General features: G+C 71.0%; 17 protein-coding genes and 4 tRNA genes. 13 read left to right on the forward strand and 8 right to left on the reverse strand.

Annotated features, from left to right (window positions below; genetic code table 11):
* Positions 1-216: 216 nt before the first annotated feature.
* The 3 genes from htpX (at position 217) to AB0917_RS14670 (ending at position 1830) form a co-directional block, all read left to right on the forward strand.
* Positions 217-1080, forward strand: a complete 864-nt coding sequence (htpX, locus tag AB0917_RS14660; RefSeq protein ID WP_366819894.1) for a zinc metalloprotease HtpX — start codon at positions 217-219, stop codon at positions 1078-1080.
* Positions 1077-1469 carry a YccF domain-containing protein gene (locus AB0917_RS14665; RefSeq protein WP_366819895.1) on the forward strand — a complete coding sequence of 131 codons (393 nt, stop codon included), beginning with the start codon at positions 1077-1079 and terminating at the stop codon, positions 1467-1469. The genes htpX and AB0917_RS14665 overlap by 4 nt, the downstream gene beginning before the upstream one ends.
* 88 nt (positions 1470-1557) lie before the next feature.
* Positions 1558-1830, forward strand: coding sequence for a GlsB/YeaQ/YmgE family stress response membrane protein (locus AB0917_RS14670; RefSeq protein WP_366819896.1), 273 nt, complete (start codon positions 1558-1560; stop codon positions 1828-1830).
* A gap of 83 nt (positions 1831-1913) precedes the next feature.
* Here AB0917_RS14670 and AB0917_RS14675 read toward each other — a convergent pair whose 3' ends face one another.
* The 3 genes from AB0917_RS14675 to AB0917_RS14685 all read right to left on the reverse strand — a co-directional run bounded on the left by AB0917_RS14675 (position 1914) and on the right by AB0917_RS14685 (position 3968).
* The gene (locus tag AB0917_RS14675) at positions 1914-2567 is read right to left on the reverse strand and encodes an alpha-ketoglutarate-dependent dioxygenase AlkB (protein ID WP_366819915.1); all 654 of its coding nucleotides are present in this window, start codon (positions 2565-2567) and stop codon (positions 1914-1916) included.
* A 109-nt stretch (positions 2568-2676) separates the two neighbouring features.
* Positions 2677-3192 carry a methylated-DNA--[protein]-cysteine S-methyltransferase gene (locus tag AB0917_RS14680; RefSeq protein WP_366819897.1) on the reverse strand — a complete coding sequence of 172 codons (516 nt, stop codon included), beginning with the start codon at positions 3190-3192 and terminating at the stop codon, positions 2677-2679.
* A 287-nt stretch (positions 3193-3479) separates the two neighbouring features.
* On the reverse strand, positions 3480-3968 hold the full coding sequence (locus AB0917_RS14685; protein WP_030926258.1) for a YajQ family cyclic di-GMP-binding protein: 489 nt from the start codon (positions 3966-3968) through the stop codon (positions 3480-3482).
* A 167-nt stretch (positions 3969-4135) separates the two neighbouring features.
* Between AB0917_RS14685 and AB0917_RS14690 the strand changes: the two genes are divergently transcribed.
* Positions 4136-4217, forward strand: a tRNA-Tyr gene (locus AB0917_RS14690).
* A gap of 148 nt (positions 4218-4365) precedes the next feature.
* On the opposite strand, the gene AB0917_RS14695 is transcribed toward AB0917_RS14690, so the two are convergent.
* Positions 4366-5022, reverse strand: a complete 657-nt coding sequence (locus AB0917_RS14695) for an SDR family oxidoreductase (protein WP_366819898.1) — start codon at positions 5020-5022, stop codon at positions 4366-4368.
* A 34-nt stretch (positions 5023-5056) separates the two neighbouring features.
* Complete coding sequence (locus AB0917_RS14700) at positions 5057-6343, reverse strand: amidohydrolase family protein (protein ID WP_366819899.1); 1287 nt, start codon at positions 6341-6343, stop codon at positions 5057-5059.
* A gap of 318 nt (positions 6344-6661) precedes the next feature.
* On the opposite strand from AB0917_RS14700, the gene AB0917_RS14705 reads away from it, so the two are divergent.
* The 6 genes from AB0917_RS14705 (at position 6662) to AB0917_RS14730 (ending at position 9359) form a co-directional block, all read left to right on the forward strand.
* A tRNA-Thr gene (locus AB0917_RS14705) sits at positions 6662-6734 on the forward strand.
* A 45-nt stretch (positions 6735-6779) separates the two neighbouring features.
* Positions 6780-6852: transfer RNA gene (locus tag AB0917_RS14710), tRNA-Met, on the forward strand.
* A gap of 88 nt (positions 6853-6940) precedes the next feature.
* On the forward strand, positions 6941-7105 hold the full coding sequence (rpmG, locus tag AB0917_RS14715) for a 50S ribosomal protein L33 (RefSeq protein WP_003956487.1): 165 nt from the start codon (positions 6941-6943) through the stop codon (positions 7103-7105).
* A gap of 116 nt (positions 7106-7221) precedes the next feature.
* Positions 7222-7674 (forward strand): MaoC family dehydratase N-terminal domain-containing protein, encoded by a 453-nt coding sequence (locus AB0917_RS14720; protein WP_366819900.1) that lies wholly within the window; start codon positions 7222-7224, stop codon positions 7672-7674.
* Positions 7674-8102, forward strand: a complete 429-nt coding sequence (locus tag AB0917_RS14725; protein ID WP_366819901.1) for a MaoC family dehydratase — start codon at positions 7674-7676, stop codon at positions 8100-8102. The genes AB0917_RS14720 and AB0917_RS14725 overlap by 1 nt, the downstream gene beginning before the upstream one ends.
* A gap of 201 nt (positions 8103-8303) precedes the next feature.
* Positions 8304-9359: a UDP-N-acetylmuramate dehydrogenase gene (locus tag AB0917_RS14730; RefSeq protein WP_366819902.1), complete on the forward strand. Its 1056-nt coding sequence runs from the start codon at positions 8304-8306 to the stop codon at positions 9357-9359.
* A 109-nt stretch (positions 9360-9468) separates the two neighbouring features.
* Here AB0917_RS14730 and AB0917_RS14735 read toward each other — a convergent pair whose 3' ends face one another.
* Positions 9469-10104, reverse strand: coding sequence for an NAD(P)-binding oxidoreductase (locus AB0917_RS14735; protein WP_366819903.1), 636 nt, complete (start codon positions 10102-10104; stop codon positions 9469-9471).
* Positions 10105-10188: 84 nt separating this feature from the next.
* Here AB0917_RS14735 and AB0917_RS14740 point away from each other — a divergent pair, with 84 nt between their 5' ends.
* A complete protein-coding gene (locus tag AB0917_RS14740) occupies positions 10189-10779 on the forward strand; it encodes a TetR/AcrR family transcriptional regulator (RefSeq protein ID WP_366819904.1) in 591 nt (196 codons plus the stop codon).
* Here the strand turns inward: AB0917_RS14740 and AB0917_RS14745 are convergent.
* Positions 10772-11785, reverse strand: coding sequence for an adenosine deaminase (locus AB0917_RS14745; RefSeq protein WP_366819905.1), 1014 nt, complete (start codon positions 11783-11785; stop codon positions 10772-10774). The two genes, AB0917_RS14740 and AB0917_RS14745, sit on opposite strands and share 8 nt — an antisense overlap.
* Before the next feature lie 116 nt (positions 11786-11901).
* Positions 11902-13128 carry a pyridoxal phosphate-dependent aminotransferase gene (locus AB0917_RS14750; RefSeq protein ID WP_366819906.1) on the reverse strand — a complete coding sequence of 409 codons (1227 nt, stop codon included), beginning with the start codon at positions 13126-13128 and terminating at the stop codon, positions 11902-11904.
* Between the two features lie 212 nt (positions 13129-13340).
* Here AB0917_RS14750 and AB0917_RS14755 point away from each other — a divergent pair.
* A tRNA-Trp gene (locus AB0917_RS14755) sits at positions 13341-13413 on the forward strand.
* 106 nt (positions 13414-13519) lie between these two features.
* Positions 13520-13807 carry a preprotein translocase subunit SecE gene (gene secE / locus AB0917_RS14760; RefSeq protein WP_366819907.1) on the forward strand — a complete coding sequence of 96 codons (288 nt, stop codon included), beginning with the start codon at positions 13520-13522 and terminating at the stop codon, positions 13805-13807.
* Positions 13808-13870: the final 63 nt, after the last annotated feature.

Genomic DNA, 13870 nt, shown 5'->3' on the forward strand with positions numbered 1-13870 from the left:
AGGCCCGCCCTCCACACCCGTACGGCCCAGCGCCACGCCGTACGGGTCGGCGGTCCGAACCGGCCGGATCACGCCGGAACGGCCCCGCCCTGAGCCCGCACGCACAAGGGAACTAGCTCTCCTCGCCTGGCGTTGACCAGTACGGGAGGCTCCACTGGGGGAGTGGAGCACCACCATGCAAAGGGTTCCCCTGCTGCACCACTTGGAGGGCGTACCGTGCACCGCCGGCACAACGGGCTGAAAACCGCCGTACTCCTCGGGGGCCTGTCCGCACTCATCATCATCATCGGCAGCTTCTTCGGACGTACGGGCCTCGTCATCGCGCTCGTCGTGGCCATCGGCACCAACGCCTACGCCTACTGGAACAGCGACAAGCTGGCCCTGAGGGCCATGCGGGCCCGCCCCGTCAGCGAATTCGAGGCGCCCCAGCTCTACCGGATCGTCCGCGAGCTCTCCACCGCGGCCCGCCAGCCGATGCCCCGCCTCTACATCTCGCCGACCCAGGCGCCCAACGCCTTCGCGACCGGCCGCAATCCGCGCAACGCGGCCGTCTGCTGCACCGAGGGCATCCTCCAGATCCTCGACGAGCGGGAGCTGCGCGGCGTCCTGGGCCACGAGCTCAGCCACGTCTACAATCGGGACATCCTCATCTCCTCCGTCGCCGGAGCCCTCGCCTCCGTCGTCATGTTCCTGGTCAACTTCGCCTGGCTCATCCCCATCGGCCGCTCCAACGACGACGAAGGCCCCGGCCTCCTGGGCATGCTCCTGATCATGATCCTGGGCCCGCTCGCCGCCTCCGTCATCCAGCTCGCCGTCAGCCGCTCCCGCGAGTACGAGGCCGACGCCTCCGGAGCGCAGCTCACCGGGGACCCGCTCGCCCTCGCCAGCGCCCTGCGCAAACTCGACGCGGGAACGAAACAGCTCCCGCTGCCCCCCGAGCCCAGGATCGAGACCGCGAGCCACATGATGATCGCGAACCCCTTCCGTCCCGGACAGGGAATGGCCAAGATGTTCTCCACCCATCCGCCGATGGCGGAGCGCATCGCCCGACTGGAACAGATGGCAGGTCGCCGCCCATGAAAACCATCCTGAACATCATCTGGCTCGTCCTGTGCGGGTTCTGGATGTTCCTCGGCTACCTCCTCGCAGGTGTCCTCCTCTGCATCACCATCATCGGCATCCCGTTCGGCGTCGCCGCCTTCAGGATCGGGGTCTACGCCCTCTGGCCCTTCGGTTACACCGTCGTCGACCGCAGGGACGCCGGATCGCCCTCCTGCGTCGGCAACATCCTCTGGCTGGTCCTCGCCGGATGGTGGCTCGCCCTGGGCCACATCACCACCGGCATCGCCCTGTGCATCACGATCATCGGCATCCCCCTGGGCATCGCCAACTTCAAGCTGATCCCCGTCTCGCTCCTGCCCTTCGGCAAGGAGATCGTCCCCACGGACCAGCCCTTCGCCGCCCGCTGACGCCGCCCGCCGACAGTGGCCTGAGCAACCGTTCTCCCCTCCCCGGCGTCTTGAGTTCCGTAACCGAACAAGGGGTAGGTAGAACGACATGACCATCGTCGGCTGGATCATTCTCGGGCTGTTCGCCGGAGTCATAGCCAAGATCCTGCTCCCGGGCCGTGACCCGGGCGGCATCTTCGGCACCACCCTCATCGGCATCGCCGGTGCCTTCGTCGGAGGCTGGCTCTCCAGCCACTTCCTCGACCGCCCCATCAGCAACGACTTCTACGACACCGCGACCTGGATCGCCGCCATCGCCGGCTCCCTGGTCCTGCTGATCCTCTACCGCCTGCTCTTCGGCAACTCCCGCGAACGCCGCTGACCCGAAGCGGAACACCGGGGCCCGTGGGCACGCGTCCACCGGGCCCCGCGGCGTGCCCCGCCCGCAGGCCTACGCCGCCCGACTCAGCCCGGACCCAGCCCGGTCTCCCGCAACGTCACATTCAGCCGGCCGGTCCGCAGCCCCGCGGCCGGGTCGGCCGATCCGGCGTACACCTTGGGCACCCCGTGGAACGCGAAGCGCGACGGGCCGCCGAAGACGAAGAGATCCCCGGAGGCCAACTCCACGTCCGTACAGGGCTGCCCACGGCCCTCGGTGTTCCCGAAGCGGAACAGGCACGTCGCCCCGATGCTCAACGACACCACGGGAGCGTCCGACCGCTCCTCCTTGTCCTGGTGCATCCCCATCCGCGCCGCGTCGTCGTAGAAGTTGATCAGCGCGGTGTCCGGAGCGAACGCCCGCGCCGCAGCCTCGTCCTCGTACGCCTCCGCCACCGCCGCGCGCCCCAGCGCGACCAGCCACTGCGGCAGGGCGGCCACCGGGGCGCCGTTCACATCGTCGGCGGTACGCGTGTACCGGTACGGCTGCCAGTGCCACCCCAGGCACACCGTCCGCACCGACATCACACCGCCGCCCGGCAGCGCCGTGTGCCGCAACGGGACCGGCCCCCGCGCCCACTCCCGGCACGCCTCCACCAAGGCCCGCCGACGCTCCACGGAGAGCCACTCCGGTACGTGCACGGCGCCCGGCGCGACCACCTGACGGGGCCGCGGGAACAGTCCGCCCGAAGCCGCCGGAACCCCACGCGAGACCACCCGTCACACCACCCTCAGCCGCCGGTTGCCACACCCGAGCCCGTAGGACCTTCCGCCCGAGGCCATCGGCCCTTCACACCCGGGCCACACACGCGGCCCCCTCAAGCCCCAGCAGCAACTGCTTGCGCTCCAGGCCACCCGCGTACCCCCGCAGCGTCCCGTCCGCGCCGATCACCCGGTGGCACGGCCGCACGACCAGCAACGGGTTGCGCCCGATCGCCGTGCCCACCGCCCGCACCCCCGCGCCCGAGGCCCCGACCCGCGCGGCGACCTCCCCGTACGACAGGGTCCGCCCGTACGGGATCGACTCCACCACCTCCCAGACGCGCCGCTGGAACTCCGTACCCACGCCTTCGGCGACCGGCACGTCGAACCGCTCCGAGCGCCCCGCGAAGTACGCCTCCACCTGCGCGAGGACCCCCGCGAACAGCTCGGGCGCCCGCAGCCACCCGTCCTGGACGACCGCACCGCCCTTCTGTCCGGGCACGGACAACGACACCAGCCGCAGCCCCTCGCCCGGACCGGCCTCCTCGCCCACCAGCAGCAACTCGCCCAGCGGGCTCGCCACCCGCGTGTACACCGTCGTCACGACCGCTCACTTCCCTTACCGCCGAACCACCGGACCACGGCGAACCCGCGTCCGCATCCGCATCCGCATCCGCACCGGCCAGTCTGCTCCGCACCCCCTACCCGTGACCGGCGGTTTTCGGACACGGAGCACGGAGCCAGGCGCGCCTCCGGAACGCGAAGGGGCACTTCGTCGAGACGTGCCCCCGACGAAGCGCCCCCACAGGCGCACGAATCGCCCTACGAGCAGTTCACGAACCGCCGCACCGGTAGTTCACGAACGGTCCTACCGGTAGTTCGCGAACGGCCCTACCGGTAGTTCACGAACTGCACCGCGAAGTCGAAGTCCTGGCCCTTCAGCAGCGCCTGCACGGCCTGAAGGTCGTCCCGGCTCTTCGAGCTGACGCGCAGTTCGTCACCCTGGACCTGCGCCTTGACACCCTTGGGGCCCTCGTCGCGGATGATCTTCGCCACCTTCTTGGCGTTCTCCTGGGAGATGCCTTCCTCGATCGTGGCGAAGATCTTGTACTCCTTGCCGGAGAGCTGCGGCTCGCCGGCGTCCAGCGACTTCAGCGAGATGCCCCGCTTGATCAGCTTGGACTGGAAGATGTCGAGGATCGCCTTGACCCGCTCCTCGCCGTTCGCCTCCATCAGGATCTTCTCGCCGGACCACGAGATCGAGGCGCCCGTGCCCTTGAAGTCGTAACGCTGGGAGATCTCCTTGGCGGCCTGGTTGAGGGCGTTGTCGACCTCCTGCCGCTCGACCTTCGAGACGATGTCGAAACTGGAGTCGGCCATGACGTGTGGCTCCTTGCGTCGAATGTGCGTGGGATACAGCGCAAAGCCTAGCCACCGCCGCACCCTCCGGCTGCTGACCAATGAGGTGGCGGAGCACCCCTGGTCATCAGGTATTGTTTACGTCGTCGCCAAGGAGATCACCAGCGGAGATCCGACGCGTCGTTCGAGGCGGTGTGCCCGAGTGGCCAAAGGGAGCAGACTGTAAATCTGCCGGCTCAGCCTACCCAGGTTCGAACCCTGGCGCCGCCACGCGAACGAAGCCCCCGACCAGTCCTTCTGGTCGGGGGCTTCCTCGTTCCCGAGGCGTCCGGCAGTTCCCCCGGGGCGCCCGGCAGCCCCTGGGTGTCCGACAGCCCCCGAGGGGCCCCGACAGCCCCCGGAGCGCCCGGGGGCAGGGTCAGTTGCCCGCGATGTCCTTCACGGACACGGCGACCGGCACGTTCCCCGAGATGACCTCAAGGGTCAGGCCGGCCGTCGCCGGAGTGTCCAGCAGCTCCAGGATCGTGGCGGCCACGTCGTCGCGCGGGATCGGGCCGCGGCCGGTCTTCGCCGCCAGCAGGATCTGTCCGTTGCCCGCGTCGTTGGTGAGCATTCCGGGGCGCAGGATCGTCCAGTCGAGCGCGGAGCGGGAGCGTACGTCGGCGTCCGCCGCGCCCTTCGCCCTCAGGTAGACGTCGAACACCTCGTCGCCGGGGTGGTCGGGGTCGGCGCCCATGGAGGAGACGATGACGTACCGGCGTACGCCCGCCGCCTGGGCCGCGTCGGCGAAGAGGACGGCGGCGCCCCGGTCGACGGTGTCCTTGCGGGCGGTGCCGCTGTTCGGACCGGCGCCGGCCGCGAAGACGGCCGCGTCGGCCCCGCGCAGCACCTGGGCGGCCTCCTCCACAGAGGCCGATTCGAGGTCCAGCACGGCGGGTTCGGCGCCGATATCGGTGAGGTCCTGGCTCTGTTGGGGGTTGCGGATGATCCCTACGGCTTCATCCCCGCGGGCGGCGAGCAGCCGCTCCAGCCGCAGTGCGATCTGTCCGTGTCCACCTGCGATGACAATGCGCATACCTCCGACCGTACGCCCGGCGGCCGCCGCGTGCTCAGCTCTTGGGCCCGGCACCGGAGTCGGGTCGCCCCTGGCGGGGGAGGTCGGGGCCGGCGGCCGTGTCGGGGCCGGAGTCGCGGTATTCGCGTACGGCGCTGGTGCGGGCGACGATCCGGCCGCGGTGGATGACGATCCGGCTGTAGGCGAGGGAGAGCACGGCGGGCAGCCCTTCGCCGCGTACGGCGAGGAGTTCGGCGGGGAAGCCCGCCTCCACGCGGACGTCGGGCAGGCCGAGGGCCGCGCGGGCGGTGGTGGAGACCATGGCGTAGGCGTGTTCGGGGCGCAGGCCGTGCTGCGAGGCGAGGAGGTAGGCGGCTTCGAGCGGGTCGCCGCGGCCCACGGGGTTGGCCGCGTCGCGCAGTGCGCCGCTGCCCGCCGCCACGCGTACGCCGGCGGAGCGCAGGAGGCGCACAGGGGCGCTCGTACGGTGTTCGGAGCCGGTGCAGCCGCCCTGGGGGAGGCAGACGACGGTGATGCCGGCGGCGGCCAGCTGGTCGGCGGCCCGGCTCGCGGTCTCCAGGGGGAGGTGGGCGAGTCCGGCGCAGGGGCCGATGGTGACCCCGGGGCGCAGTCCTCCGGCCATGGCGGCGAGGCGGGCCAGGCGGGCCGGGTCGTCGCTGTCGGTGTGCAGGTCGACGGGGCAGCCGTGCTCGGCGGCGACCTCCAGGACGGCCGCCGTGTAGCCGGTGGGGTCGGGGTCCAGGCCGGGGCAGCCGCCGACGACCGCGGCGCCCATCCGCACGGCGTCGCGGAGCATGGCGAGGCCGTCGGCTCCGGCGATGCCGGTGAGCAGCCGGGGGACGGCGACCGCGGTCAGGTCGGCGAGGCCGTGCAGGGCCCGCCGGGCCTGTAGCACGGCCTCCAGCGCCGCGAGGCCCTGGACGTCGCCGATGCGGACGTGGGCGCGCAGGGAGGTGGCGCCGTGGCCGAGCTGGAGGAGGGCGGCCTCGGTGGCGCGGCGCTGGATGTCCTCGGCGCGGCGGGAGGCGGGCCCCGGGCCGTCGGGTCCGGCGCCGTCGGCGGTGAGGGCGGTGTCGCCGTGGGCGTGCGGTTCGGCGGGGGCGGGCAGCAGGAGGTAGCCGCGCAGGTCGATGCGGGGGCCGCGGGTGGTGAGGCTGCCCGCGGTGCCCACGGCCTCGATGCGGCTGCCGCTGAGGCGTACGTCGACGGCCCGGCCGTCGGTCAGGCGGGCACCGCTCAGGACGAGGGCGGGGTCGGTGGTGGCCGCTTCGGCGCTGCCGGGCGTGTCGTCGTCGGGTCGCCGCGGCCGGCTGTCGGGCATCGCGCTCCTGGGAGGGTGCGGGGTCACACGGAGTGGGCGGGACCGGAGGGGGCGTGGGGGTCCCGTCCGGACTCGCGAGGGGTGTTCCGCCGATCATGGCCGGGCCCGCGACGCGTGGCACGGCGGCTTCCTGGGCGAGCCGAATAGTCGTACCGGAGTGCCCGCGCCGGTCCGGTGGAAGGGGCCCGTCCGGAAGGGCGCGCGGGCTGGATCAAGGCCTGATCAGGGGGTGTGTGCGGGCGCGGACCGATGGCTGGAGCACGGTGCCGAAACGGATTTGGGCGATCGGTGGGGGACCGTGTAATGTCTTCATCGCTCGCCCCAATAGCTCAGTCGGTAGAGCGTCTCCATGGTAAGGAGAAGGTCTGCGGTTCGATTCCGCATTGGGGCTCTGGTGATCGGGAAGCCCCGCTTCGGCGGGGGGACTCATCATCAAAGCGGTGTAGCTCAGTCGGTAGAGCAAGCGGCTCATAATCGCTGTGTCACCGGTTCAAGTCCGGTCACCGCTACTAACGGTAGCCGATTGTTGGGTCGGTCCTTCGATCGGCTACTCTTTTATGCGTTCATCCGTCCATCGTCCGTCCAAGGAGCACTCACGTGGCTGCCACCGACGTCCGCCCGAAGATCACGCTGGCCTGCGTGGAGTGCAAGGAGCGGAACTACATCACCAAGAAGAACCGGCGTAACAACCCGGACCGTCTTGAGATGAAGAAGCACTGCCCGCGCTGCAACTCGCACACCGCGCACCGCGAAACGCGCTGAATCAGGCTCGTACACGAGGCCGTCCCCTCTGGGGGCGGCCTCGTGTCGTTGTACGGGGTGGCTCCCCGCACAGGGGCGTGCCCTTATTCGTCTTTCCATCAGGAGGTAGCGCGCGCATGGCGCTCGACCAGTCCTTCGTGGGGCGGACGTATCCGCCCACCCCGGCGTACGAGGTAGGCCGGGAGAAGATCCGCGAGTTCGCCGAGGCGGTGGGTGACGCCCATCCGGCGTACGTCGATGTGGAGGCGGCCCGTGCGCTCGGCCACCCCGATGTGATCGCACCGCCCACCTTCGTCTTCTCGATCACGTACCGGGCCGCCGGTGAGGTGGTGCGGGATCCGCAGCTGGGCCTGGACTACAGCCGGGTCGTCCACGGCGACCAGAAGTTCTCGTACGTGCGTCCGGTACGGGCGGGGGACCGGCTGACGGTCACCTCCACGATCGAGAGCATCAAGTCCCTGGCGGGCAACGACGTTCTCGACATTCGCGGGGATGTGCACGACGAGGCTGGCGAGCTGGTGGTCACGGCGCTCACGAAGCTGGTGGCGCGCGCCGCCGAGGAGGCGTGATGACGGCGAAGGTCTCTTACGGGTCGGTCGAGGTCGGTACGGAGCTGCCCGCGCAGTCGTTCCCGGTGACGCGGGCGGCGCTCGTCCAGTACGCCGGTGCGTCGGGCGACTTCAACCCGATCCACTGGAACGAGAAGTTCGCGCGCGAGGTCGGGCTGCCGGACGTGATCGCGCACGGCATGTTCACGATGGCCGAGGCGATCCGCGTGGTCACGGACTGGGCCGGGGACCCGGGCGTGGTCGTCGACTACGGGGTGCGGTTCACCAAGCCGGTCGTCGTGCCCAACGACGACAAGGGCGCGCTGATCGAGGTCAGCGGCAAGGTCGCGGCCAAGCTGGAGGACAACCTGGTCCGGGTGGACCTGGTGGCCGTGTGCGAAGGCAAGAGGGTGCTGGGGATGTCCCGGGCCGTCGTCCGGCTCGCCTGAGGCGTACCGGGCCCTGAGCCGTACGGCGTCCCGCGAGGCGTACGACGTACCCCTGGGGCCCCGGGCGTCCCGCGAGGCGTACGGCGCGCCTCCCTGCGGGTTCCCGGCGGCCCGGCGCGGTACGCCCCCGGCCCGGGGCGCGCGTCCCACGGTCCGTGGCCCCGCCCGAGCGGCGGGGACGCGGACCGTACTCTTGTCCCCGTGCAGGAACTCCACGATGCCCCCCTCGCCCCCCTGACCACCTTCCGGCTCGGCGGCCCCGCCACCCGCCTCCTGACGGCCGCCACCGACGCCGAGGTGGTCGCCGCCGTACGCGAGGCCGACGCGAGCGGCACCCCGCTGCTGGTCATCGGCGGCGGATCCAACCTGGTCATCGGCGACAAGGGCTTCGACGGCACGGCGCTGCGGATCGCCACGAAGGGCTTCGCGCTCTCCGGTACGTCGCTGGAGCTGGCGGCCGGGGAGACCTGGACGGACGCCGTCGCCCGGACCGTGGAGGCGGGGCTCGCGGGCATCGAGTGCCTGGCCGGTATCCCCGGATCCGCCGGCGCGACGCCCATCCAGAACGTCGGGGCGTACGGACAGGAGGTCTCCTCCACGATCACGGAGGTCGTCGCCTACGACCGGCAGACCCAGGAGACGGTGACCCTTCCGAACGCGGAGTGCTCCTTCTCGTACCGGCACAGCCGCTTCAAGGCGGACCCCGACCGATTCGTGGTGCTCCGCGTCCGGTTCGCGCTGGAGGAGGCGGGCGGTCTCTCCGCGCCCCTCGCCTACCCGGAGACGGCCAGGGCCATGGGCGTCGAGCAGGGCGAGCGCGTCGCCCTGACGGCCGCCCGGGAGACCGTGCTGAAGCTGCGCGCCGGCAAGGGCATGGTGCTGGACCCGGACGACCACGACACCTGGTCCGCGGGCTCCTTCTTCACCAACCCGATCCTCGACGCGGCCGCGTTCCAGGACTTCCTGGCTAAGGTCCACGAGCGCCTCGGCCCGGACGTGACGCCCCCGGCGTTCTCCGCCGAGGACGGCCGCACCAAGACCTCGGCGGCCTGGCTGATCGACCGGGCCGGCTTCACCAAGGGGTACGGCAGCGGGCCGGCCCGGATCTCCACCAAGCACACCCTCGCCCTGACCAACCGCGGCGAGGCCACCACCGAGGACCTGCTCGCGCTGGCCCGTGAGGTCGTCGCCGGGGTCCACGCCGCCTTCGGCATCACCCTGGTCAACGAGCCGGTGACGGTCGGCGTCTCCCTGTAGGCGTTCGCGTCGCCCTTCATGCGTTCGCGTCGCCTGTACAAGAGAGCTCAGTAGGCGACGGCGCCTGTATAAGGGAGCTCAGTAGGGGACGGCGCCCATATAAGGGGGCTCAGTAGGCGACGCCCACGCCCTGCCTCACGGCCGTCAGGTCGTCGATCAGCCCCAGCATCGCGTGCGCCACATCGGCCCGGGAGATGGACCGGCCGCTCAGGGGCGCGCCGCCCACGACCTTGCGGTAGGCGCCCGTGCACGGCCCGTCCGTCAGCCTTGGAGGGCGCAGGGAGGTCCAGTCCGTGGCGCTGCGCTCCAGCGCCGCCTCCATCCGCGCGAGATCGGCGTACACCTCGGCCAGGGCCGCTCTGACGGCCTTGCGCATCAACCGGTCCACCAGGGGCTCACCGGCCGGCACCGGCCCGACCGGGGCCGCGCTCACCAGCAGCAGCCGGCGCACGCCCTCGGCCTCCATCGCGTCGATGATCCGCCCGGTCAGCCGCTCGGCGACCCCGCCCGCCTTCCGGCCTCGCGCGCCCAGCCCCGAGAGCACCGCGTCCCGCCCCGCCACCGCGGCGCGCACCGCCGCCGTGTCGTCCAGTCGCACGACCCCGTGCAGGGTCCGGGCGTCGAGCGACTCCGGGAGCCTCGAGGGGTCGCGGACCACGGCCGTCACCTCGTGGCCCGCCGTGAGCGCCTGGCCGACGACCTCCCCGCCGACGCCCCCGGTCGCTCCGAACACCGTGAGCCGCATACGCCCTCCTAGGGTGGGTAAGTGTTCACTCACCCCTAGGGTGAGTGGCTGATCACCCACTCGTCAAGCCGTGGAGGAGCCCGTATGGAGCCGAGGCCGGCCCGTGTCCGCATCGTCGACGCCGCCCACGAGCTGATGCTCTCCATCGGCCTCGCCCGGACCACCACCAAGGAGATCGCGCGGGCGGCCGGCTGTTCGGAGGCGGCGCTCTACAAGTATTTCCCCAGCAAGGAAGAGCTCTTCGTGACCGTCCTGAAGGAACGGCTGCCGAAGCTCGGCGGGCTGCTCGGTGACCTGGTCCCGGGGGAGGGCGGCGTCGAGGCCAACCTCACCGAGGTGGCCCGGCAGGCCGCGCTCTTCTACGCGCAGACGTTCCCCATGGTCGCCTCCCTGTACGCCGAACCCCAGCTCAAGCGCCGCCACGAACAGGCCATGCGCCAACTCGGCACCGGCCCCCACCTGCCGATCCAGGGGCTCGACGCCTACCTCCGCGCCGAACAGCGCGCGGGCCGGATCCGCGCGGACGCCGACACCTACGCCGCCGCGTCCCTGCTGCTCGGCGCCTGCGCCCAGCGGGCCTTCGCCTACGACGCGCTCCCCGGCGGAACACCCCCGCAGCCCTTGGAGGAGTTCGCCGCCTCCCTGGCCCGCACCCTGCTCGCGGGGATCAGTTAGCCAGCCAGTCGTCGATCCCCGACAGGAGCTTGTCCCGTACGTCGACGGGCGCGGCCGATCCGCGCACCGACTGGCGGGCCAGCTCGGCCAGCTCCTCGTCGGTGAAGCCGTGGTCGCGGCGTACCAGCTCGTACTGCGCGGCCAGCCGCGAGCCGAACAGCAGCGGGTCGTCCGCGCCCAGCGCCATCGGCACCCCCGCGTCGAACAAGGTGCGCAGGGGGACGTCCTGCGCCTTCTCGTAGACGCCGAGGGCCACATTGGAGGACGGGCAGACCTCGCAGGTCACCTGGCGCTCGGCCAGCTGCGCCAGCAGGCGGGGGTCCTCGGCGGCCCGGACGCCGTGGCCGATGCGCGAGGCGTCCAGGTCGTCCAGGCAGTCCCGGACGCTGGAGGGGCCCGCCAGCTCCCCGCCGTGCGGGGCCGCCAGCAGACCGCCCTCCCGGGCGATGGCGAAGGCCCGGTCGAAGTCGCGGGCCATGCCGCGCCGCTCGTCGTTGGAGAGCCCGAAGCCGACGACGCCCCGGTCCGCGTACCGCACGGCCAGCCGCGCCAGCGTCCGGGCGTCCAGCGGGTGCTTCATCCGGTTCGCGGCGATCACCACGCGCATCCCCAGCCCGGTGTCCCGGGCCGCACTGTCCACGGCGTCGAGGATGATCTCGATGGCCGGGATCAGTCCGCCGAGCAGCGGCGCGTACGAGGTGGGGTCGACCTGGATCTCCAGCCAGCCGGAGCCGTCCGCGACGTCCTCCTGGGCGCTCTCGCGGACCAGGCGGTGGATGTCCTCGGGCGACCGCAGGCAGGACCGGGCGATGTCGTAGAGCCGCTGGAAGCGGAACCAGCCGCGCTCGTCGGTCGCCCGCAGTTTCGGCGGTTCGCCGCCGGTCAGTGCGTCGGGGAGATGGACCCCGTACTTGTCGGCGAGTTCGAGCAGGGTGGTGGGCCGCATCGACCCGGTGAAGTGCAGGTGCAGGTGGGCCTTGGGCAACAGACGTACATCACGCTCCATTTGAAGATCCTGCCGCACGGGCGGGCCGGAGCGAAAGCCGCTTTCCTCTTTGGAGTGGGGCTGAGACGAAAAGCGCCCCCGGCCGAGGCGGCCGGGGGCACAATTCCGCGGGCTTCTCAGGCCTTGGCCTCGCCCAGCAGCTTCTGGAGCCGGGAGACGCCCTCGATGAGGTCCTCGTCGCCCAGGGCGTAGGAGAGGCGGAGGTAGCCGGGGGTGCCGAAGGCCTCGCCCGGGACGACGGCGACCTCGGCCTCGTCCAGGATGAGGGCCGCCAGCTCGACCGAGTCGGCCGGGCGCTTGCCGCGGATCTCCTTGCCGAGCAGCCCCTTGACCGACGGGTAGGCGTAGAACGCGCCCTCGGGCTCCGGGCAGAGCACGCCGTCGATCTCGTTGAGCATCCGCACGATGAGGTTGCGGCGGCGGTCGAAGGCGGTGCGCATCTCCGCGACGGCGTCCAGCGGGCCGGAGACCGCGGCGAGCGCGGCGATCTGGGCGACGTTGGAGACGTTGGAGGTGGCGTGCGACTGGAGGTTGGTCGCGGCCTTGACGACGTCCTTCGGGCCGATGATCCACCCCACCCGCCAGCCGGTCATCGCGTACGTCTTGGCGACGCCGTTGACGACGACGCACTTGTCGCGCAGCTCGGGCACGATCGCCGGGAGCGAGGTGAACTTCGCGTCGCCGTAGACGAGGTGCTCGTAGATCTCGTCGGTCATGACCCACAGGCCGTGCTCGACGGCCCAGCGGCCGATCGCCTCGGCGTCGGCCTCGCTGTAGACGGCGCCGGTCGGGTTGGACGGCGAGACGAAGAGGACGACCTTGGTCTTCTCGGTGCGGGCGGCCTCCAGCTGCTCGACGGAGACCCGGTAGCCGGTGGTCTCGTCGGCGACGACCTCGACCGGGACACCGCCGGCGAGACGGATCGACTCGGGGTAGGTGGTCCAGTAGGGGGCGGGGACGATGACCTCATCGCCCGGGTCGAGGATCGCGGCGAAGGCCTCGTAGATGGCCTGCTTGCCGCCGTTGGTCACCAGGATCTGGCTCGCGTCGACCTCGTAGCCGGAGTCCCGCAGCGTCTTCTCTGCGATGGCGGCCTTGAGCTCGGGGAGCCCGCCGGCCGGGGTGTAGCGGTGGTACTTCGGGTTGCGGCAGGCCTCGACCGCGGCGTCGACGATGTAGCCGGGGGTCGGGAAGTCGGGCTCGCCGGCGCCGAAGCCGATCACCGGACGACCGGCGGCCTTGAGGGCCTTGGCCTTGGCGTCGACGGCGAGGGTCGCGGACTCGGAGATCGCACCGACGCGGGCGGAAACCCTGCGCTCGGACGGAGAAGTTGCAGCGCTCATGGGCCCATGCTCCCAGACCGGAAAACCCGGCGGCACACGGGTTTCAGGGACCGGACAGGACCGGTACGGGAACCGGACAGGACCGGTCGGCAGTTGTCTGTTCGACGCATCGGCTCCGAGCACGTACACTCACCTGTCGTTGGCCTTCACCAGCCGCACCGTCTTCACACCCGGGCACCGGGGAAGATGCGGTAGGTTGGTGGAAACCACAAAGGGTCGTAGCTCAATTGGTAGAGCACTGGTCTCCAAAACCAGCGGTTGGGGGTTCAAGTCCCTCCGGCCCTGCTACACACTCCTTCGCCAGGATGTGTGCGCATGTACGTACTTCATTGCACAGCCGTGCGGCTCCACCGGGCGCGGCACGGCCACGACCCGGAATCAGGTGAGTAGCGTGACGGACGCCGTGGGCTCCATCGACATGCCTGATGCTGAGGATGAATCCCCCGAGTCCAACAAGAAGACTCGGAAGGGCGGCAAGCGCGGCAAGAAGGGTCCTCTGGGCCGCCTCGCGCTGTTCTACCGCCAGATCGTCGCCGAACTCCGTAAGGTTGTCTGGCCGACTCGCAGCCAGCTGACGACATACACCAGTGTGGTGATTGTGTTCGTCGTTGTCATGATTGGTCTTGTTACCGTTCTTGACATGGGATTCGCGCGGATCGTCAAGTACGTCTTCGGCTGAGCCGGCGGAAGGCGTCCGACGGGCGCCCCCACCGCATGTTCCACCCCTTTGTATCCAGGAAGA

It is taken from the genome of Streptomyces sp. NPDC007346, from assembly GCF_040703535.1.
Taxonomy (GTDB): domain Bacteria; phylum Actinomycetota; class Actinomycetes; order Streptomycetales; family Streptomycetaceae; genus Streptomyces.